Source organism: uncultured Intestinibacter sp. (assembly GCF_902468165.1).
In the GTDB taxonomy this organism is placed as follows: Bacteria; Bacillota; Clostridia; order Peptostreptococcales; family Peptostreptococcaceae; genus Intestinibacter.
Genome location: NZ_CABQXJ010000054.1, coordinates 1 through 20,372 on the forward strand (window position 1 = coordinate 1; position 20,372 = coordinate 20,372).

Here is a 20,372-nt window from a genome sequence, read left to right on the forward strand (position 1 = left end):
ATATATTATCTACACTTTTTAAAGTAATATTACATTTACGTTTTATTTAGAATAATTACTAAATATGATTTAAAGTATACTCTCCTGTGCTACAATTTAATAAATCAAATTAATTGGAAAGAAGGTATATTTTATGTTAATTTTTATAGGGATATTATTTACTTTATTAATACTTGTATTTAGTGTATTAAATAATATATTCCTTGGATTCGGACTTAGTATATCTCTTTTATTTTTTACATTTGTCGCTTTAAAAAGAGGATACTCACTAAAAAAAATAGGAATGCTTTATTGGGTTGAGACTAAAAAATCACTAGATATAATAATTATATTGATTTTAATAGGTATGCTTATAAGCTCATGGTTAAGCTCCGGTGTAATTTCTAGTATTATTTACTACGCTTTAAAATATATAAATCCTAATTTATTTATATTGTGCGCGTTTTTGATTACGAGTTTAGTATCTATGCTTATTGGAACTTCTTTTGGAACAGTAAGCGCTGTAGGAATACCCCTTGTTATAATAGGAAAAGCAGCTGGAATTAACTTAGGTCTATTAGGTGGGGCAATTTTTTCTGGGGCATATTTTGGAGATAGAACTTCTCCCCTGTCATCAAGTTTACTTTTGCTTTGTAATTTGACTAATTTAAAATTATTTGATTATGTAAAAAAACTAGTAATTGATAATATTATTCCTTTTATTTTGTGCATAGTATTTTACCTCGTATTTTCACTTAAATACCCACTTACATCTATAGATAATCGCCTTAGTATAGAATTATATAATTACTACAATGTATCTATCTTATTATTATTGCCAGCTATCGTACTATTTTTACTTTCTATATTTAAAGTCAAAATAACTCACTCTCTACCAATAAGCATATTATGTGCTTTTATATTAGATATATTAATCCAACATACAAGTATTTATAACTTTTTAAATTGTCTTATTTTAGGCTATACAAATAATTCTGATGTATTAAAAAATATAATTCAAGGTGGAGGTATAATCTCCATGTTAAAAACATGTTATATAATTATAATTTCTTGCTGTATTTCAGGATTTTTCAGCGGACTCAATATATTTGATAGCTTTAAAGAAAAATTAAAAGAAAAAAACTTATCCCAATCATCTATCTTTTTAGTAACAGTAATTCTTGGAATAATAAACGCCGCTGTAGGTTGTAGTCAAACTATAGCTATTATTTTGACACTCGATATTGTCAAAGATTTATATAAAGATCAGCCAAATGATGAATTGGCACTTGATATTTCAAACTCAGCAATATTAACTCCTGCACTAATTCCTTGGTGTATAGCTGCTCTTGTGCCTTCTTCACTACTTAAAATAAATATCTACAGCTATATCCCGTTTGCATTTTATCTTTATATAGTCCCTATAATTCACTTTATTAGAAAAAAATTTAATCTTTTTAAATCTGAAAATAAAGATTTAAATAAAGAAAGTATTTAAAATTAAGTTTTTATTTATCTAAAAGTCATTGGAAAAATTTTGATACAAATTAAAGGATTTTTTATATTTATGTCGAAAGTATTACTATTAAAATATAAATTTATATTGTATTCATATTAAAAATATTTTAAATCCATAGGAGGACAACAATTTAATGTTATTAATTTACAACGAAAGAACAAATCCCTACTTTAATTTAGCAATGGAAGAATACTTCTTAAAAAATACAAATGAAGATTTATTTTTACTTTGGAGAAATGAATCAGCAATTGTAGTTGGAAAAAACCAAAATACTTTATCTGAAATAAATTACGAATACGTAAAAGAACACGACATAAAAGTAGTTAGAAGACAATCAGGTGGAGGAGCAGTTTTTCATGATTTAGGAAATTTATGCTTTACATTTATAGCTTGTAACAACAATAGCTTTAGTGATTTTAAACGCTTTACTATGCCTATTGTAGAAGCTTTAAAAGGACTTGGAATAAATGCAGAATTCTCTGGACGTAATGACTTATTAATAGACGGACAAAAGTTCTCAGGAAACGCTCAATACAACTATCAAAATAAAGTTATGCACCACGGTACTTTATTATTTTCTTCTGAAATAAACGACTTATCTGCTGCACTTAAAGTAAAACCTATAAAATTTGAAGGTAAATCTGTTAAATCTGTTAAATCGAGAGTAACTAATATAAGTGAGCATTTAAAACAACCTATGACAGTTTTAGAATTTAAAGATTACTTAATGGATTTTGTAGCTAAAACAGACAAAGATAGTAAAATGTATACTATGACTGAGGAAGACATAGCCTCTATAGAAAAATTAGTAGAAGAAAAATACAGTACTTGGGATTGGAACTATGGTAACTCACCAAAATTTGCTCTAAGCAATGAATTAAAATATGCTGGAGGAAACGTTGAGTTTAATTTAAATGTAGAAAAAGGAATTATAACTGATATTAAATTCTTTGGTGATTTCTTTGGAAAAGAAGATGTATCATTTATAGAAGAGAAATTAACTGGTGTTAAACACAATGAACAGTCTATAAGAGAAGCTTTAAAAGATGTAAATATAAATGACTACTTCTTAAATGCAAGTGTAGATGTATTAGTCGATGGTATAATGGGAGTTAAATAGTAAAAACAAAAAATTAATATAAAAAGGAGCTATGATTAATTTCATAACTCCTTTTTTATATTAAATATAAATTATTTTACTATAACTTTTTTGAATTTCTTTTTACCACGTTTTACAACTGCTCCGTCACCTTCTAATTCTTCTTTAGAAACTGTAGCTTGGATATCTGTTATTTTTTCACCATTTACAGAAACTCCACCTTGTTGTATATTACGTCTAGCTTCTGATCTTGTTGGTGCAAGGTCAGCTTTAACAAGTAAGCTTATTATATCTATTTTACCTTCTTCTAAATCATCTTCACTTAACTCAACAGTAGGCATATTTGCAGCATTTCCTTGGCTAAATAATGCTCTTGAACTTTCTTGAGCAGCTACTGCATCTTCTTCGCTGTGAACTAATTTAGTTAATTCGTATGCAAGTATTTCTTTAGCTTTATTAAGTTCGCTACCTTCCCAGTTTTCCATTGCTTTTATTTCTTCAAGTGGTAAGAAAGTAAGCATTTTTAAGCATTTTATAACGTCAGCATCTGATACGTTTCTCCAGTATTGGTAGAATTCAAATGGAGAAGTTTTATTAGGGTCTAGCCATACAGCACCTGATTGAGTTTTACCCATTTTCTTACCTTCAGAGTTAAGAAGAAGAGTTATAGTCATAGCGTATGCATTTTCTCCTAATTTACGTCTTATTAGGTCAGTTCCTGCAAGCATGTTTGACCATTGGTCGTTACCACCTAATTGCATTTGGCATCCGTATTTTTGGTATAATTGATAGAAATCGTAAGCTTGCATTATCATGTAGTTGAATTCTAAGAAAGTAAGCCCACCTTCTCTGTCCATTCTTTGTTTGTAACATTCAGCAGAAAGCATTCTGTTAACGCTAAAGCAAGAACCAACTTCTCTTAATACGTCTACATAATTTAAGTCAAGTAGCCAGTCAGCGTTGTTTACTAATACTGCTTTGTCATCTGAGAAATCTATAAATTTAGCCATTTGTTTTTTGAAGCACTCACAGTTGTGATTTATCATCTCTGGAGTCATCATTTGTCTCATATCACTTCTACCAGATGGATCACCTATCATTGTAGTTCCTCCACCTACTAGCGCTATAGGTCTGTTACCAGACATTTGTAATCTCTTCATTAAGCATAAAGCCATAAAGTGACCTACATGTAGAGAATCAGCAGTAGCATCGAATCCTATATAGAATGTAGCTTTACCTGCATTTATTAATTCTTTTAATTCGTCTTCGTCAGTTACTTGCGCGATAAGTCCTCTTTCGACTAATTCTTCGTATACTGTCATTTTATTCACTCCTTTATTTAAAATTAAATATAATTTCATGTTTTAATAAATTTTTTAAAATATTTATTAAGTTTTAATTTAGTTAATATGAAAAATTTATTTTGTAAAATATAAAAGCCCTCGTCCTATCTAAAGGACGAGGGCATATCTCGCGTTACCACCTTTGTTTATAGATAATTCACATTATCTACCTCAGTGAGTTAAAAACTCTGCACTATAACGTGTGCTCACGTCACTTCCTACTATTATTTCAGAGTGAAGCTCAAAGGTGTATTCATAATATCCCTAGTGCGCCTCTCATCAACCGGCTACTTTCTGTTTAAGTTATTATTATTACTATTCCTTATCTTAGCTTTTTATATTATTATTGACAAATTTTGATTTTATATACATATACATTATATTATATTCAAAGTCAAAATTTTTGTCAATAATTATATATTAATACTAAATATAAATATATTTTATCTATGTAATTATTTTATATTTTCTTTTATAGCTTTTGATAATTGGTCTGGACATGAAGTCATTTTGTTTCCACAAGTAGTTCCTTCTAATTTGTCTGCAACTTCTAATGCATTTTGTCCTATTAATAATTTAGCCATTCCTGAAAGGTTTCCGTTACATCCACCTATGAATTCAACGTCAGTTATTGTGTTATTTTCATCAACTGAGAAGTTCATTTCTCTACAGCATATTCCTGAAGTTTTAAAGTTTATTTCCATTATATACCTCCATTTTTTTAATTGTATATTCTATAATTATAAACAATATACAATACATATTTTTACTATTATTATATTATTTTTAGCTATATCTATTATCCATAAAAATGGCACAAATTGCAAGGGAAATAAGCAAAAAAAGGAGATAAATCACAAAAACTTTATCTCCTTTTTATAATAAATTGCAAAAATCTTTAAGCTAAATATTTTCTTATTTTCCTATAAGATGTCTGAAGAAATCAACTGGTCTGTATATTAATAATCTAGGACCACTGAACTTCATAACGTCTTTTACTTTTTCTTTCATGCTTTTTTTATAGCAGTGTATAGGACATTTTTGACAGTAAGTTTTTTCTTCACCGAATTTACACTTATCTAGTCTTTGTCTACTGTAATCTAATAATTCTTGGCATTCTTCACATAAACCGTCTTTGTGTTTATGTTTTTTCTTACAGTAGATATCTACCATAACGCCTATTATCTTTTTTTCTCTTTCTATTCTACTCATATCTATCTTCCATTTCCTCATAAATTCAATTTAAAGTAGGCCGTATGATAAATCACAGGCCTACTAAACTATAAAACTCTATCTAGTACTATATTTATTGTATACGTACAAGTTTTTTGTTTTCTAATCCGTATCTCTTATTGCATATTGCACTACTTGATTTTCTATGAGATACCATTACTATTGTTTTATCTTTACATTCATCATCTATACTTTTTAATATACTTGCCTCATTTAATGTATCTAAGTTACTTGTAGGCTCGTCTAGTATAAGTATGTCACTATTTCTTAAGAATGCTCTAGCCATAGACATTCTTTGTTTTTCACCTGATGATAAGTTTCCACCTAATTCTCCAACATTTGTTTCATATCCTTGTGGAAGTTTCATTATAAACTCATGGATAGATGCTTTTTTAGCGGCCTCTACAACTTCTTCAAAGCTTGCATTTCTATCACCCATTTTGATGTTATTTAATATTGTATCGTTAAATAAGAATGTATCTTGACTCACTAGAGTTTGAGATTTTCTTAAAGTTTTTGTAGGTATATTTTTTAAGTTTTCATCACCTATTGAGATTTCACCTTTATTTACATTCCAGAATCTCATCATTAATTTAAGAAGTGTACTCTTACCAGATCCACTCTCACCTATTATAGCGACTTTTTCACCTTTTTTAATATCAAGTGATAAGTCTTTTAATATATTTTCTCTATTTTCATAATCAAAGCTTATATTATCTACTTTTATATCTTTTGAAGAAAGTTCTATTTCACCTTCTACATCTTCAACTACTGGCACTTCGTCTAATATATCAAATAGTCTTTGTGCACATGCAAATGTTTGAATTAAGTTGTTTGATAAGTTGCTTAGTGCAACAACTGGTCCAAATGAACTTGCAAGAGTTACTATTGCAACTAATCCTTGTCCTATTGTTATTTGACCTTGTTTATTTAACTCTATACTTACAAATAAGAATGTAAGTATTGCTATCATTATTACTATATCAGTGAAGGCTCTTATTATTCCCTCATGACCTTTTATTACACCCATTTTCTCGTGTAAGTTTTCACTATTTTCGTTTATAGCATTTTTTCTATCTTCACCTTTATCAAATAAAAGTATTTCTTTTATACCATTTAAACTTTCTAAGAAGTATGAGTTTGAATCTGCAAATGCAGCTCTATATTCAACCCCACCTTGTTTAGCAAATTTTGATGAGAATACTGGTATAAAATATCCTACTATTAAATAAAATACTACTGATAATGCCCCGAATACTGGGTTTATACTAAATAATACGCATGCTATTATAATTGATGTCACTACACCTATTGCTATTGGAGCTACTGTATGAGCATAGAATACTTCTAATAATTCTATATCACTTGTTATTATAGATATTAAACTACCTTTTTCTTTTGACTCAAGTTTTGCTGGAGCTAATTTTCTTAACGCTTTAAAAACTTGATCTCTTAATATTGCAAGTATTGTAAAGGCTATAAAGTGTCCTGAATACTGCTCTATAAATCTAAGTATACCTCTAAGTATTGCACAAGCTATAACTATTTTTATAGCAGTAGAGGCACTCATACCTACATTAAATCCTAATATATCTGCTCCTGCAACCATACCAAATGATGTTATTGCAGTTGCAGCTAAAAATCCTAATATACCGAATGATATAGTTATCATCATTATTGGTGCTAGTGGTTTTAAGACTTTTATAAGTCTTAACATTATTTTAAATCCTGATTGTCTCTCTTTATTCATACTATATCACCTCGATTTCATCTGAAGTTTTTTCTAAGTTTTTACTTTCTAATTCGCTGTATATGTTTTCTAAATCATTTTGGTGATCTACTAAGTTTTTATATACTCCGCCTTTTAGCATAAGCTCGTTATGGTTTCCGCTTTCAGCTATTACTCCATTTTCTAACATGTAGATTGTATCTGCATTTTTAACGTTTAATAATCTGTGTGAAATTATTATAACTGTTTTATCTTTAGATATTTTTTCTATACTTTCCCAAATCTTCTCTTCACTTTCTACGTCTATATTTGAAGTAGCCTCGTCGAATATATAGATATCTGGGTTTTTGATTATTGTTCTAGCAAGACAAAGTCTTTGTTTTTGTCCACCAGAAAGTAAGTTTCCGCCTTCTCCAACTTTTGTATCTAATTTGTTTGGAAGGTTTTTAACGAAGCTATCTAAGTTTGCTTCTTTTAATACTGCATAGATTTCTTCATCTGTAGCATCTTTTTTACCCATTTTTATATTTTCTCTTATTGTTGTGTTGAATATATAAGCGTTGTGGTTTATAAATCCAACTTTTTTATTTAATACATCAAATGGTATGTCGTTTAAGTTAATTCCGTTAAATGTTATAGCACCTTTATCTACTTCGTCTATTTTAAGAAGTAAGCTAGTGATTGTACTTTTTCCCGAACCACTTTCTCCGACAAACGCAACAGTTTGTTTTTCTTTTATGTCTATATTTATATCTTCTAATATTGTTCTTTTCTTGTCGTAACTATAAGACACGTTTTCTAATTTTATGTCTATATTTTCAAGAGATTTCATTTGTTCTTCAGTTAAAGATGGTTTTTCTTCTACTTCTATATCAAGTAAGTCAAATATTCTATCACTTGCTGATATACCATTCATAGCAACGTGGAATAGTGAACCTAAAAGTCTCATCGGTAAGAAGAATTCTGCACTTAAAAGTATTATAATTAAAAGCCCACCAGGAGTTATTATCCCATTTCTAAATTGGCTTATAGCTATTAATATACCTATTGCTGAACCACCGTAAGCAACTAAATCCATTATTGTTATTGAATTTAACTGCATTAATAAAACTCTCATTGTTATTTTTCTGAAGTTTTCTGCATCTTCATTCATCTCTTTATTTTTTTCTTCATCTAAGTCAAATATTTTTAAAGTAGTAAGACCTTGAAGATTTTCTAAGAATGAATCACCTAAATTAGTATATACACCCCAGTATTTGCTTAATAATTTTTTAGCTATTTTCATAACTGCCATTATTGTAAGCGGTATTAAAGGTACACATATTAATAATACTAATGCTACTTTAAAGCTTATAAATGATACTACTACAAATAATGTAAGTGGAGCTAATGCACTGTAGAATAATTGTGGTAAAAATCTACCAAAGTATATTTCTAACGCCTCAACACCATCAACACCTATTTGTACTACTGATGATGTAGATATAAATTTATTGTAATTTACACCTATATTTAATAATTTTTCATATATTTTTTCTCTTAATATTTTTTTAACTTCACTTGATGAGTTAAGTGAGAATCTTGTTGAATAATAATTTGCTAAGAATCTTATTACTAAAAGTGATCCTATATAAAGACCATCTCTTAAGTAATTTATTTCTAATTCTGATTTTATTAAACTATCTATTGTATTTCCTATAAATAGGATAACTAATATGTTACATATAATTGATATCCAGTTCATTAGAACTGTCATAGCAATCCATTTTTTAGAACTATTGCATAGTTCTAATAATCTCTTTTTAAACATTTTACACCTCTTCGATTTTTATCGTCTTCATTTTTGTAAAGAATACAACTTTTGTAACCCACATAACTACAATAACTACTCTCATTATTGGGCTTTTAATAGTTATAAACATAAATAGTAAAAGTAATGATACTGGTATAGTAAGCATTAATTTACCTTTTAAAGTCATTCCACCTTTTTCGTGGAAGTTTCTAACGTATTTATCGTAAATTTTTGTATTCATGAATTTTTCGCTTAATTTTTCACTACTACTTATATAACAGTAAGATGTTAAAAGTAATAGTGGTGTTGTAGGAATTAAAGGTAAAAATATTCCTATTATTCCTATTGCTAATGAAATCGTTCCAAGAGCTATAAGCCCTATTTTTTTTAGAGATAACATATCTCTCCCCCTAATTTGAAATATTTGGAAATTACCTATTTAGTAAAACAAGAATGCCTATATAAGCATCCTTGTTTAAAATATTTTATATTAATATTAGATGAGATTATATAAATTATAATCTAACAAATTTGCTTAGGTATAAAGTACACCTCTTCATCTTGTTTATGTATATATCCTGTTACGTTATATACATCTTTTATAGTATCTTCATCTAGAACTTCTTGTGATCTACCTTGCTTTATTAATTTCCCATTTTTCATAATTACGATATTATGACTATAGTTTATAGCTTGGTTTAAATCATGTAAAACCATTATTATCGTAATATTGTACTTTTCGTTTAGAGTTTTTACTACTTCTAGTATCTCTATTTGATGGTAAATATCAAGATAAGTTGTAGGCTCATCAAGAAGTAATACGCCTGTATTTTGTGCAAGCGACATTGCTATAAATGCTCTTTGCTTTTGTCCACCCGATAAATTAACTACTTTTTTATCTTGTATTTCTTCTATACCTGTGGCTTTTAAGGCAAAGTCTATCATTCTTTCATTTTCTTCTTTATCTTCTTTTTTAACATTTGGATATATAGTTCTACCAAATGCAACTAAGTCTCTAACAGTTATATCATCTGGTGCTTCATTTTCTTGATACACACATGATATATATTTTGCAATTTCTTTTTGTTTTAACTTGCCTAAGTCTTTATCTCCTAAATATATTTTTCCAGACTTAGGTTTTAAGTAAGTAGATATCATATGTAAAAGTGTACTTTTTCCACTTCCATTTGGTCCAAGGATAGTAGTAACTTCTCCACTTTTAAATTCTAATGATAAATCTTTTATAAATTCTTGTTTTTTATTATAAGAAAAACTTATATTTTCTAACTTAACCATTATCTTTTGCTCCTTCTAAGTATATAAATAAAGAATGGACCACCTATTAAACACATTGTTACCCCTACTGGTATCTCGTAAGGTCTAAATATATTTCTAGATATTGTGTCTGCTACAAGAAGTAAAAATCCTCCCATAACATAACTAAATGGTATTAAGAATTTATGACTAGATCCTATTAAGAATCTACATATATGTGGTATTACAAGTCCGACAAATGATATAACACCACCAACTCCTGTAGATATACTTGTTAAAAATACTGCTACAAAAGTTATTAATACTCTAACTTTATTTACATTTAACCCTAAACTTTGAGCTGTTTTATCGCCAAGACCCATAAGGTCACAGCATTTTATAACTGATAAGCATAATACAAGCCCTGCTACTGTATAACAAGCTAATATTCTAAAATCTGCCCAAGTTACATTTACTAAACTTCCTAAAAGCCAAGTTTGTATAGTTGAAACTCCTGAACTATTAAATACTGTCATCATTGATGATAATGCATTTAAGATTGAGTTTACACATACACCGGCTAAAATTATTCTAACTGGTGAGAATCCCTTGTCTTCTCCTATTAAATATACAAGACAAGCAGCTACTATACCACCTATAAAAGCTAATATAAGTTTGTATTTTATAAATTGTGAAAATAACACCATTACAGCTATTGATGCTAAACTAGCTCCTGATGATATACCGATTATACCAGGATCAGCTAGTGGATTTTTCATAGTAGTTTGTAAAAGTGCACCTGCTACTGCAAGATTTCCACCGATTAAAACAGCACTTAGAACTCTCGGCATTCTAAGGTCTTTAATAATTAAAAAGTTGTTACTTTGTCTATTTAAGAACATTCCCTCAAGTAATTCTTTGATTGAAATGTCTAAACTACCTATTCTTAAAGATATTAATATTGTAATCAATAAAATAAAAACTGTACCAAGTATCATGCATATTTTTTTAGAACTACTTAAAGTATGTGTTTCTATTCTACTCATATAATATATCTCCTAATTTTTCTACAGCCTCAACTATTTGTAAGTTTGCACTCATACCGAAATAACCATTTTCTAAATAAGTTATATCGTTATTTTTAACTGCATTTACATTTTGCCATAGTTCTTTGCTTAACTCATCTGATACTGCTTTTTTTGCAACTTCTGGATCAGCATGAGTCATAACTAGTATTTTATCTGGATTTAATTTTATTATCTCTTCTAAGTTAAGTGTTGTAAATGAAGTTGCTGCATTTGAGAATATATTTTGTCCTCCTGCTAATTCAACTAAATTTCCTACATAACTTTTATCTGTTGCAACCATTACACTTCCTGGTGCCCCAAATAATACTAAGATTTTATCATCCGATTTTTTATTAGAATTAACTTTTTCTTCTACTTTGTTTATTTCATCTAGTATTTCATTTGCTTTATCTTGTTTTCCGAATTTTTCTCCTAAAGCTGTTACAGTTTCTTTTAATCCATCAACTGTGCTTAAGTTGTAAAAATCAGCGTCTATGTTATTTTCTTTAAATTGTTTTTCATAATCACTTCCTAGTGTATCTACGCATATTACACTTGTAGGATTTAATGATTTTATTATTTCCATATCTGGACTCATTGGACTTCCAACTTCTGTTGCACCTTTTGCGCTTTCTGGAAGGTCGTAATTAGTTTTTGGAACACCGCTAACTGCTACATCTAATCTATCAAGTATTTGAGTTATTGCAACAGATGTTGCTACAACTACATCTCCTTTATTAGCTGAATTATTTTCTGAACTAGCGCTATCTGTATTACTGCTTGAACATCCAACTACAGAAAAAGTAACCATTAAAATAGATATTAAACTTAAAATCTTTTTCAACTTCTCGTCCTCATTTCCTATATCACAATACTGTCTTTTTTAATTCTCTTTAATTGTCATTTATATAAATTTAAATAATTTTCAAATCCATATTTTGGCTTTTTTATCTTTATGATATTTAATTTATCCTTATTTGCCAAAATTTAAGAGAAATTACTCCATAATTTCTCCTTTAATAATAAGTCTTTTTTTACCACCATTTGTACAAGTAACTAAAGTTATCTCTTTTTTACTCATATCTTGGGTAAGTACTGAAGTATTTTCAGCCTCTGTATCAAATTTTTCTGTTATCTTATACTTAAATATGCCCTTTGTAGTTTCAATTTCTATTTCATCGTTTATTTTTACTTTGTGTAGTTCGTTAAATACTTGGTTATACAAATAACTACTATGTCCTGCAACAGAGAAATTGCCCTCTTCTCCTGGCATAGCAGTTCCTTCAAAGTGACATGCATAATATTTTAGATACTTATTATCTGTGCCCTCTACGATTACTGTTTCCAAACCTACTGAATTAACCCTCATAATTGCGATTTCTTCTCCAGGTTCATAAGTTTGTTTTACTTCAGCTTGTTTTATTTCTTGTTTGAACTTATCTATACTGTTGTTTTCAACATATTTTGAATAATACCTTAATCCTTGCGGGATTATTATCATTAATAATCCCACAAGGATTAAAAATATACTTAATTTTTTTCGCATCTATTTTTTCTTCTTATTAAATATTACTATTCCCGCAACAACTGCTACTACAGCTACTGCTCCTGCTATTATTACAGGTGTAGAAGATTTAGATTCTTTAGCTTCGTCTTGAGTTTTTTCAGCATCATTATTTGATTCTTCATTCTCAGTATTTGTAGCTTTAACTTCTTCCTCTTCTTCTTCTACTTCGTATTTTTCAACAAGTTCTAAAGTATCGAAATTAGGTATTATATCAAATTCAACGTCTCTTCCCATAGCGTCAACATATATTTGAGTTTGGATCTTTGAATCTAATGAATCAACGTTAAATTTTAATTTAACAGTTGAAGCACCTTCTTCAACAGTTTCTACATTTTCTACAGGTTTACCATCTACTGTAAATCTGTGATTGTTCATGTATTCAGTTCCACTAAATCCTATTATGTAGTTGTAAGTTACGTCACCTACTACTTCAAGTTGCATAGTCTCATCTAAATAAGTTCTCGCCATTGTCATTCCAATTTCTTGTTCATGATAAACGTCGTTTTGTATGTTGTATAATCCTGGTTCTATATCTTCATTTCCTGCAGCAAATGCTACATTAGTTAAACAAAGTATAGTCAAACATATAGTAAATAAATGCTTTAAAATTTTCATGCTTAAGTCCTACTTTCTTTTTCTTCTTCCTATAAATGCACCTAATGCAGTTATTAAACTACCACCAGCTAACATTGATTCTGCGTTTATTACGCTACCTGTTTGTGGTAAGCTACTTCCTGATCCATCTATATCTTTTACAAATGTATAAGTGCTTTCTAATAATTGAACACCGAATTCAACTGATCTGCTCATTGGTATTATGTATGCACTTACTTTTATATCATCTTTTAATGAGCTTATTTTAAATCTGTAGCTTTTGCTAGTTGAAGAAGATGCAGTTACTTGATGGCTTACTAATGAACCATTTACATAGAATTTATGGTTGTTCATTAAGTTTGTACCTGTGAATGTAAGTGTTAAGTAAAGTTGTCCATCTATATCTTCTACTTTAGAAGTTTGGTTTAAATATTTTCTAGCCATTTCTCTACCAGTTTCGTTTTGGTGAACTACTTTATTTTGTATAGTATAAAGTTTACCTTTTGTAGCAGTATCTCCAACTACTGTATCATTTGAACCAGAGTTTGAATCATTTGATCCTCCACCTGTGTTTCCGCCACCTGGTATAGTACCTTGGTTGTTGTTTTCTGGTAATTGACCTTCTTGGTTAGCACTTACAAATTTTAATGTAGATTCGTTTAATTTAACATCGAAATCAACTGTTTTGCTCATTGCATCTACATATGTACTTATGTTAAGTTTTGTTGATAAACTTGGTATTTCAACTTTTATTCTTATAGTATCATTTCCAACATTTGTTTTTGTATAGCTTAAAGTTTTTGAGTTAGCTTTTATAACTATATTTTTCATTAAACTACTTTGTCCTATTTCTAATGTTAAGTAGTATTTTCCATCTTTTATTTCAACGTTACTAGTTTCGTTTAAGATTCCTCTAACCATTGAATATCCTACTGGATTGTCTAATATAACAACATTTTTTACTTGATAATGACCATTTTTATATGTTCCATTTGATGAGTTGTTGTCATTTTTATCTGATGTAGATCCGTTTGAATTGTTTCCGTTGTTGTTTCCATTGTTTCCGTTATCTACATTGTCATTTTTATCATCTTTGTCTTCTTCTTTGTCGTCTTTATCTTCTTTATCGTCTTTGTTATCTTTATCTTCTTCAGGTTTTTGCTCTGGTTGTTGTTCTGGTTGTTGTGGTTTTTGAGTTGGACTAGTAACTGTATCGTCTTTGTCCTCAGTTGAACCTGTTGATATTTTAGCATCTACTCTAGCAGTAGCATTTACTATAAAATTACCAAATGGATTTATTTGGAATTTTATTCTTATATCATCATTTAAAGAAGATATTTCGAAAGTAATAGTTCTAACTTTAGTTGATTCATTTAATTCATTTTCGTATTTTATTTCTTGACCATTTATAGTAGGTACTACAGATTTCATTAAATCTCCAGATCCTAATTCTAAAACCATATATCTTTTTCCGTTTTCTACTTTTAAGTAGCTGTCTTGTAGGTAACTATTTGCAGAAGATGCTTCATCTGAATTATCTTTTTTGAAAGTTGTATCTAAGTCTATTCTTTGTTGACTTGCTACAACAGCACTTTGTGCGTTAGTTAGTTCAGCTGCATATGAACTACTTATACTCCCCCCAAATATTGTTAAAATTGCTAATGCAGCCATAGCTGTTTTTACTTTTTTGCTTTTAAATATCATTGTACTCCTCACTTTCAATTTTTTCTGATATAAGAGTAACACAATTTGATAATCAATGTCAATTAGAAATAACTATGTTTTTCAATAAAATTTTTCAAACCATTTAATTTCGTCCTTTTTCTAATTATTTTTAGTATTTTTTCAATTCTTTTTAATCCAATATTTGTTGAAATAATAAATCTATTAGACTATAATTTATATATAGAACAATAATTTATAGACTAAAAAAAAGTTTTTATCAGGGGGGATTTAGTCATGAAATTTGGCGATAGAATTTTATATGATAATGGTAGTGAAAGTTCTTTAGGTGTATATTTAAAAGAAATAAGCACTCATGAAGCGCTCGTTAGACTAGATGATGATTCAATAAAAAAAGTTTTACCTAAAGAAAAACTTATATTTGTAAAAAACATGGACAACATGGATTTAGCACAAGCTTTAATAGTTGCCGACTATATAGCTAAGGAAAAATATGATGGGCATTACACTTTATTTGGATTTTCAACTGGTTATAGATTTTGTTTTGGAACATTAGACAAAGTTTCTTATCATACTACACATTTAATGCCTCTTGGTAAGACTATTGAAGAAGCTATTAAAAAAGCTATCGACGGTAAAGTAGATGTCGATTTAATTTTAGATAAAGAAGATAAAATGATGAGATAGATGTTGATACTTTTCAATTATATATATCTCTCTAGTTTACAAAACTTGTATTAATTTTAAATTAGTACAAGTTTTTTCTATGTATACTTGTTATTTTTGGAATAGTTTGTAAACTTTCAGAATAATTATTATTAAGAATTATACTAACTCTTTATAATTAGTCTGGGGGGATTTAATATGAATAATGTGTCTGCAAATCTAAAAATATATTTTGAAGAGCCAAAGTGGATTTGTGAGTATTTTAGAAAAACAGGTGATGAAGTTGAAATATGTAAATTGTTTTTTGATTTTGAACCTGTTTCTAGTGATATTTACAAATATTTTGTAAAAAATTTTAATAACTTAACTTTCAAAAAAAGTAAATTTGATATAGACAAATCAATATTAATTTAGATTTTTTAATAATATAAAATAAAAAATTCGCTTCGCTCATGGCGCCAACGAATCGGAGATTCCGTTGCTTAAGTTAATAGGTTGGAAATTATACATTATCCATAAACCAGATAATATATAATTTCCTTAGAATAAAAAAAGGCGTGAATTATTGTTCACGTCTTTTTATTTTGAATCAAATAAAACTTTAGTCTATATTTGATTATATAATTTAATCTATATCATATAACCAGCATGTATCTTTTTCTAGTTTTTTAGTAAAAATTCTGCTGTAATCTTTTTCGTATTTTGCCTCATGAAATTTAAATATCATTTCATCTCCTAATTTACCAACGACTTCTATTTTGCCACTTTCACAAGAAAAACAATATTTAAAACATTTACCCTGTCCATTTTGCATAGCTTTTGCACCTTCAATTATCTCATAGCCCCTTTCAAATGGAACTTGAAATTGTCCTTTTACTCCCTTTACTGGTCTACATTGAAATATATAATAAGGTACTACACCGATTGATGTAAGTTTTTTTAATAATGATCCTAAAACATGAGAATCGTCATTTACTCCTTTTAAGAGTACAGTTTGGTTTTTGACAACTATACCTATTTTTTGAAGCATTTTTATTGCTTTTTTAGATTCTTCTGTTACTTCATTTGGATGATTAAACTGCGTAACTATATAGATTTGTTTTTTCTTTGAATATTTTTTTAATATTTCTAATAATTGCAAATCTTCAGATATTCTCTGTGGCATAACGACTGGTATTCTGGTACCAAATCTTATAAAATCTAAATTATCTATGGATGTAAACAATTTTAATAAATACTCTATTTTTGTATTAGAATTTACAAGAGAGTCCCCTCCAGAAATGAGTACATTTGAGATTTCTTTATGCTCTTTTATATATTGAGCCATTTCTTCAAAATATTTAGCTATTTCTTCATCAGATAATCCCACTAATCTTTTTCTAAAACAATGTCTACAGTACATAGCGCATTGATTTGTGGATAAAATCATAACTGTTTCATTATATTTATGTTGCATTCCTGTAATTACAGTGTTGTCTCCTTCCCCACTAGTATCAAATGTCCCTTCTAAGTCCTTTTCAAACTCAGATGGTATTGCCATTTTTCTTATAGGGTCATTTTTATCTTCTTTATTAATAAGTGACAAATAATATGCTGGTATAGATATTGGAAACTTTTCTGCTATTTCCATTATATTTTTTTGTTCACTTGGGCTTAAATCTAAGAGTACAAATAAATCATTTAATCTATTTATATTTTTCTCTAGTATTGCTGGACAACTCATAAATATCACCCCTATTTTAGTTTTATAATTATATTATACCAAAATCTAACAACTTTTTCTATTTGTATTGTATTTAAAATTACTACATCAGTTTACATTTTATTTTAAAATACAACTGTATATTTCAAATCTTAATATTATTCATTTTTTATTTTTATAGGAATTGTATTTTTATTATCAGAAATACAATTCCTATAAGCTTTTATTTAATATTTTTAGTAGATAAATGTTACTATTTTATTTAGTTTGACATAATATAATCTTATTTAATATTTCTTCTGTTCCATTAAAGCTCTGTCTTGTGCTTATTGATAAATTATCACAATTATTATCTATTAAATTTGATAATTCACCATGCTTTAGAACATAAGAATTTTTACATACATCTAGCATATCTTTATCCATTATTGAATCCCCTATTGCAAATGTGTCTTTATGTTGTAATTTGTTACATAGATATTTTACTGCTGTAGATTTTTTTAATTCTGCAGGTAAAAAATAAATTTTTGTTCCATTTATGTATGTATCCCAATTTAATTTCTTTATTTCGTCTATAAAAGGTTGTAGCAATTTAAAGTCAAAAGTATCTCTATCTATCACAATGTATAAAAATAGTTCTTCTGCCTTTCTAATTTTTTTTATGCCTTTTATACTTTTATAATTTTCTAACAATTTAATTATATCTTCAATATGTGAACTTAATTTTAATTTTTCTTTTATAAGTAGTTTATATTCTTTGTCTACTTCTCCATTTACTAAAATATTTCCACCATTTGAAGTTACTGCATATTTAAAATCTAATCCGTATTTGGAAAATGATATTCTTTTAAATTGCTCTATTGTCCTCGTTGTTGTAGGTATAAAATAACTATTCTGTTTTATTTTTTTAATAAGTTCAACTGTCTCTTTTGATATATAAGATATATTTTCTCCATTGTAGATTTCTATCTCGAGTTTAGTAGTGTCGTCTTTTAAAAATCTTTTTGAATATATTATACTTCTATCTAAATCTGAAAAAACTATCATATTATATATCCTTCATTTGTTTTATTATTCCACAACAACTGTAAGCTTTAAATTTAAACTCTTCTACTTTTACGTTTTTTTCTTTTGCTAAAACTAATATATGTTTTAGTTTTTTATTATTTATATCATCTACAAGTATTTTATATGGAACTCTTCTCAAAAGCACTCTCGTTGTCTCCCCAACTCCAGGTTTTATAAAGTTTATATCATCTATATCGTATTTATCTTTTATATTTTCGACATCATCATTTCCAATTTGAGTTATTTTATCTTCTGTCCAATTTTCAATTTCTCTATCTATATTTTTATATTGTCCTTTAAAACAAGATTGTATTGTATCTATATAATTATTTGATTCATCTACTTTTTTTAATTCACTATAGTATTTTGCACCGTGAAAATCATCTTGTCCGATTAAGTCGTCTCTAAGTACTGTTCTACTTATAAGTCCACTTACTGTAGAGTTTAAACATGCACTTGGTATTAAAAAGTCATCTCTTATACCATATATATTTGAATATCCACATGGATCGGCAAGTACTGCTAAAGATGGATCAAACTCTGTATTAAATGTATTTTCAAGCTCAATACATGCCTTTTTAAGTTCATTAGCTATAGTTCCCTTTCCAGTCCATCCATCTATAAATTGTATATTTTGACTGTTATGGTGTTTATTTATTATGTATTTAATTGCATTTATATCTATACCTCTATCTCTTATTATAGAAATTGTATAATGAGGTAAATCTATATTGTATCTTTGTTTTATATATCTTTTTGCAAGTATTCCTATAGGTGTGCCTGCTCTTGCCAATGAAACTAATATTGGATTTTGATTATGTCTTTTTAAGATTTTTTCACTCATTACCCCGATTGCAAAAGCTAATTTTTCTTTGTTGTCTTTTAATTTTTCTCTGTATAAAGTTAAATACTCATCACTTACTTGATATTCTACAGGTATCATCTCTGAATAATGAGTTCCACTTTGTATTTTTCTCTCCCTCGTCAAATTATCTTCTTCTACTATCATATTAGATATATCTTTTAATAAAAAGATAACATCTTCTTTGCTGTATGTCGAAAATTCCTTCATATTATTCTCCCTTTATATATTATTTAAATAAAACTATATTTAGTTCTTTTATATCTGTATTCGAAAATATTTTTATAATTTCTTCAAATTCTTCTTTATCTTTATTTATTTCACAAAATAAAAAGCATTTGTCATATTTTATTTTGTCTATATTATATACATAATTGACTACACCTTTATTGTAAAGACTATTATGAGTAAATTTTGTCTTTATAGGGTAATTATCAATATCTATGTCTATTATTGGACTTCTAGTAGTCGAATGGTAGTATATATCGCTTTTTTTTAATTGGTCTGCAAACAACATAGGTATATACATAAACTCTTCACTACCTAAAAACAATACCTTTTCATTATCTAATATATTTAATTTAAAGCATTCATTTTTAACTTTACTTATCAGATCTAATTGATCTTTTTTATTTATGCCAAATCGTCCTGTATATTTTAAGTATTTTTTATTTTGTTCGTACTTATCCATATCGATATAAATATAATTTACTTTTAATTTATTTTTTTTCAAAATATATTTATCTATATTTTCACTTTCTTTTATTTTACTTTTTATTTTTTCTTCATCACATTTAAATATAAAGCTGCCTGAAAATAAATATACAAAATTTATCTCTGTATTTAAATCTTTTTCTAAACTTTTGAATCTTTTAAAAGAATATTCATCCATCCAGTTTAATATGGAGCATATTGTATACCTCTTTTTAGGATATAAATTGTTTATCTTTTTTATTAAGTTTATACATGTATTTCCCGTAGTTATCTCGTCGTCGACTAATATTATTTCTTCTCCATCTTTAAAATAATTTAAATCTTCATAATAAAGATAGTGGTCTGTAGCATGAGAATGTTCTTCTAAAAAATCTAGTGTCTTTTTATTTTTTACTATCTCTCTTGTTGTATGAATAAACTCAAAATCAGCATTTATATGATTAAATACGCTATGTCCAAGTCCTGTGGCCGTCTCTGCAAAAGATATAATCACACCAGAAT

At 27.8% G+C, this 20,372-nt stretch carries 20 protein-coding genes and 1 other annotated feature; of the genes, 4 read left to right on the plus strand and 16 right to left on the minus strand.

The genetic code is table 11. The annotated features are described in order from the left end of the window. The first annotated feature begins 133 nt into the window (after window positions 1-133). Complete coding sequence (locus tag RDX53_RS09990; RefSeq protein ID WP_307994078.1) at window positions 134-1,477, plus strand: Na+/H+ antiporter NhaC family protein; 1,344 nt, start codon at window positions 134-136, stop codon at window positions 1,475-1,477. Window positions 1,478-1,631: 154 nt separating this feature from the next. After that, window positions 1,632-2,618 carry a lipoate--protein ligase gene (locus RDX53_RS09995; protein WP_307994079.1) on the plus strand — a complete coding sequence of 329 codons (987 nt, stop codon included), beginning with the start codon at window positions 1,632-1,634 and terminating at the stop codon, window positions 2,616-2,618. A 71-nt stretch (window positions 2,619-2,689) separates the two neighbouring features. On the opposite strand, the gene tyrS is transcribed toward RDX53_RS09995, so the two are convergent. The 12 genes from tyrS to RDX53_RS10055 all read right to left on the minus strand — a co-directional run bounded on the left by tyrS (window position 2,690) and on the right by RDX53_RS10055 (window position 14,880). Next, the gene (gene tyrS, locus RDX53_RS10000) at window positions 2,690-3,919 is read right to left on the minus strand and encodes a tyrosine--tRNA ligase (protein WP_307994080.1); all 1,230 of its coding nucleotides are present in this window, start codon (window positions 3,917-3,919) and stop codon (window positions 2,690-2,692) included. Window positions 3,920-4,048: 129 nt separating this feature from the next. Beyond that, window positions 4,049-4,278 (minus strand) — a binding site (T-box leader). Between the two features lie 117 nt (window positions 4,279-4,395). Further along, window positions 4,396-4,644, minus strand: a complete 249-nt coding sequence (locus RDX53_RS10005; protein ID WP_307994081.1) for a TIGR03905 family TSCPD domain-containing protein — start codon at window positions 4,642-4,644, stop codon at window positions 4,396-4,398. Between the two features lie 211 nt (window positions 4,645-4,855). Continuing rightward, window positions 4,856-5,152: a nitrous oxide-stimulated promoter family protein gene (locus tag RDX53_RS10010; RefSeq protein WP_007286881.1), complete on the minus strand. Its 297-nt coding sequence runs from the start codon at window positions 5,150-5,152 to the stop codon at window positions 4,856-4,858. Window positions 5,153-5,246: 94 nt separating this feature from the next. Beyond that, window positions 5,247-6,923, minus strand: coding sequence for an ABC transporter ATP-binding protein (locus tag RDX53_RS10015; RefSeq protein ID WP_195930691.1), 1,677 nt, complete (start codon window positions 6,921-6,923; stop codon window positions 5,247-5,249). A 1-nt stretch (window position 6,924) separates the two neighbouring features. Next, window positions 6,925-8,712, minus strand: coding sequence for an ABC transporter ATP-binding protein/permease (locus RDX53_RS10020; protein WP_195930692.1), 1,788 nt, complete (start codon window positions 8,710-8,712; stop codon window positions 6,925-6,927). A 1-nt stretch (window position 8,713) separates the two neighbouring features. Then, window positions 8,714-9,094 (minus strand): YbaN family protein, encoded by a 381-nt coding sequence (locus RDX53_RS10025; RefSeq protein WP_195930694.1) that lies wholly within the window; start codon window positions 9,092-9,094, stop codon window positions 8,714-8,716. Between the two features lie 122 nt (window positions 9,095-9,216). Further along, a complete protein-coding gene (locus RDX53_RS10030) occupies window positions 9,217-9,990 on the minus strand; it encodes an ABC transporter ATP-binding protein (RefSeq protein WP_195930696.1) in 774 nt (257 codons plus the stop codon). Then, a complete protein-coding gene (locus RDX53_RS10035) occupies window positions 9,990-10,994 on the minus strand; it encodes an iron ABC transporter permease (RefSeq protein WP_195930697.1) in 1,005 nt (334 codons plus the stop codon). Before RDX53_RS10035 ends, RDX53_RS10030 begins: the two co-directional genes overlap by 1 nt. Beyond that, the gene (gene isdE / locus RDX53_RS10040) at window positions 10,987-11,859 is read right to left on the minus strand and encodes a heme ABC transporter substrate-binding protein IsdE (RefSeq protein ID WP_243269581.1); all 873 of its coding nucleotides are present in this window, start codon (window positions 11,857-11,859) and stop codon (window positions 10,987-10,989) included. The genes RDX53_RS10035 and isdE overlap by 8 nt, the downstream gene beginning before the upstream one ends. A 153-nt stretch (window positions 11,860-12,012) precedes the next feature. Beyond that, on the minus strand, window positions 12,013-12,516 hold the full coding sequence (locus RDX53_RS10045; protein WP_243269582.1) for a class D sortase: 504 nt from the start codon (window positions 12,514-12,516) through the stop codon (window positions 12,013-12,015). A gap of 45 nt (window positions 12,517-12,561) precedes the next feature. Further along, complete coding sequence (locus RDX53_RS10050; RefSeq protein WP_307994082.1) at window positions 12,562-13,197, minus strand: NEAT domain-containing protein; 636 nt, start codon at window positions 13,195-13,197, stop codon at window positions 12,562-12,564. A 9-nt stretch (window positions 13,198-13,206) separates the two neighbouring features. Continuing rightward, on the minus strand, window positions 13,207-14,880 hold the full coding sequence (locus RDX53_RS10055; protein ID WP_195930702.1) for an NEAT domain-containing protein: 1,674 nt from the start codon (window positions 14,878-14,880) through the stop codon (window positions 13,207-13,209). Window positions 14,881-15,135: 255 nt separating this feature from the next. On the opposite strand from RDX53_RS10055, the gene RDX53_RS10060 reads away from it, so the two are divergent. Further along, window positions 15,136-15,546 carry a hypothetical protein gene (locus RDX53_RS10060; RefSeq protein WP_195930704.1) on the plus strand — a complete coding sequence of 137 codons (411 nt, stop codon included), beginning with the start codon at window positions 15,136-15,138 and terminating at the stop codon, window positions 15,544-15,546. Window positions 15,547-15,723: 177 nt separating this feature from the next. Then, the gene (locus RDX53_RS10065) at window positions 15,724-15,939 is read left to right on the plus strand and encodes a DUF2992 family protein (RefSeq protein ID WP_195930706.1); all 216 of its coding nucleotides are present in this window, start codon (window positions 15,724-15,726) and stop codon (window positions 15,937-15,939) included. A gap of 211 nt (window positions 15,940-16,150) precedes the next feature. Here the strand turns inward: RDX53_RS10065 and RDX53_RS10070 are convergent, their stop codons facing one another. The 4 genes from RDX53_RS10070 to RDX53_RS10085 form a co-directional block, all read right to left on the minus strand. Then, a complete protein-coding gene (locus tag RDX53_RS10070; protein ID WP_307994084.1) occupies window positions 16,151-17,248 on the minus strand; it encodes a KamA family radical SAM protein in 1,098 nt (365 codons plus the stop codon). A 237-nt stretch (window positions 17,249-17,485) separates the two neighbouring features. Next, a complete protein-coding gene (locus tag RDX53_RS10075) occupies window positions 17,486-18,274 on the minus strand; it encodes an HAD hydrolase family protein (RefSeq protein WP_195931847.1) in 789 nt (262 codons plus the stop codon). Between the two features lies 1 nt (window position 18,275). After that, complete coding sequence (locus tag RDX53_RS10080) at window positions 18,276-19,367, minus strand: cysteine protease StiP family protein (protein WP_195931846.1); 1,092 nt, start codon at window positions 19,365-19,367, stop codon at window positions 18,276-18,278. A 19-nt stretch (window positions 19,368-19,386) separates the two neighbouring features. After that, window positions 19,387-20,372: phosphoribosyltransferase family protein (locus tag RDX53_RS10085; RefSeq protein ID WP_307994085.1), on the minus strand; the 986-nt coding region annotated here is incomplete at its 5' end.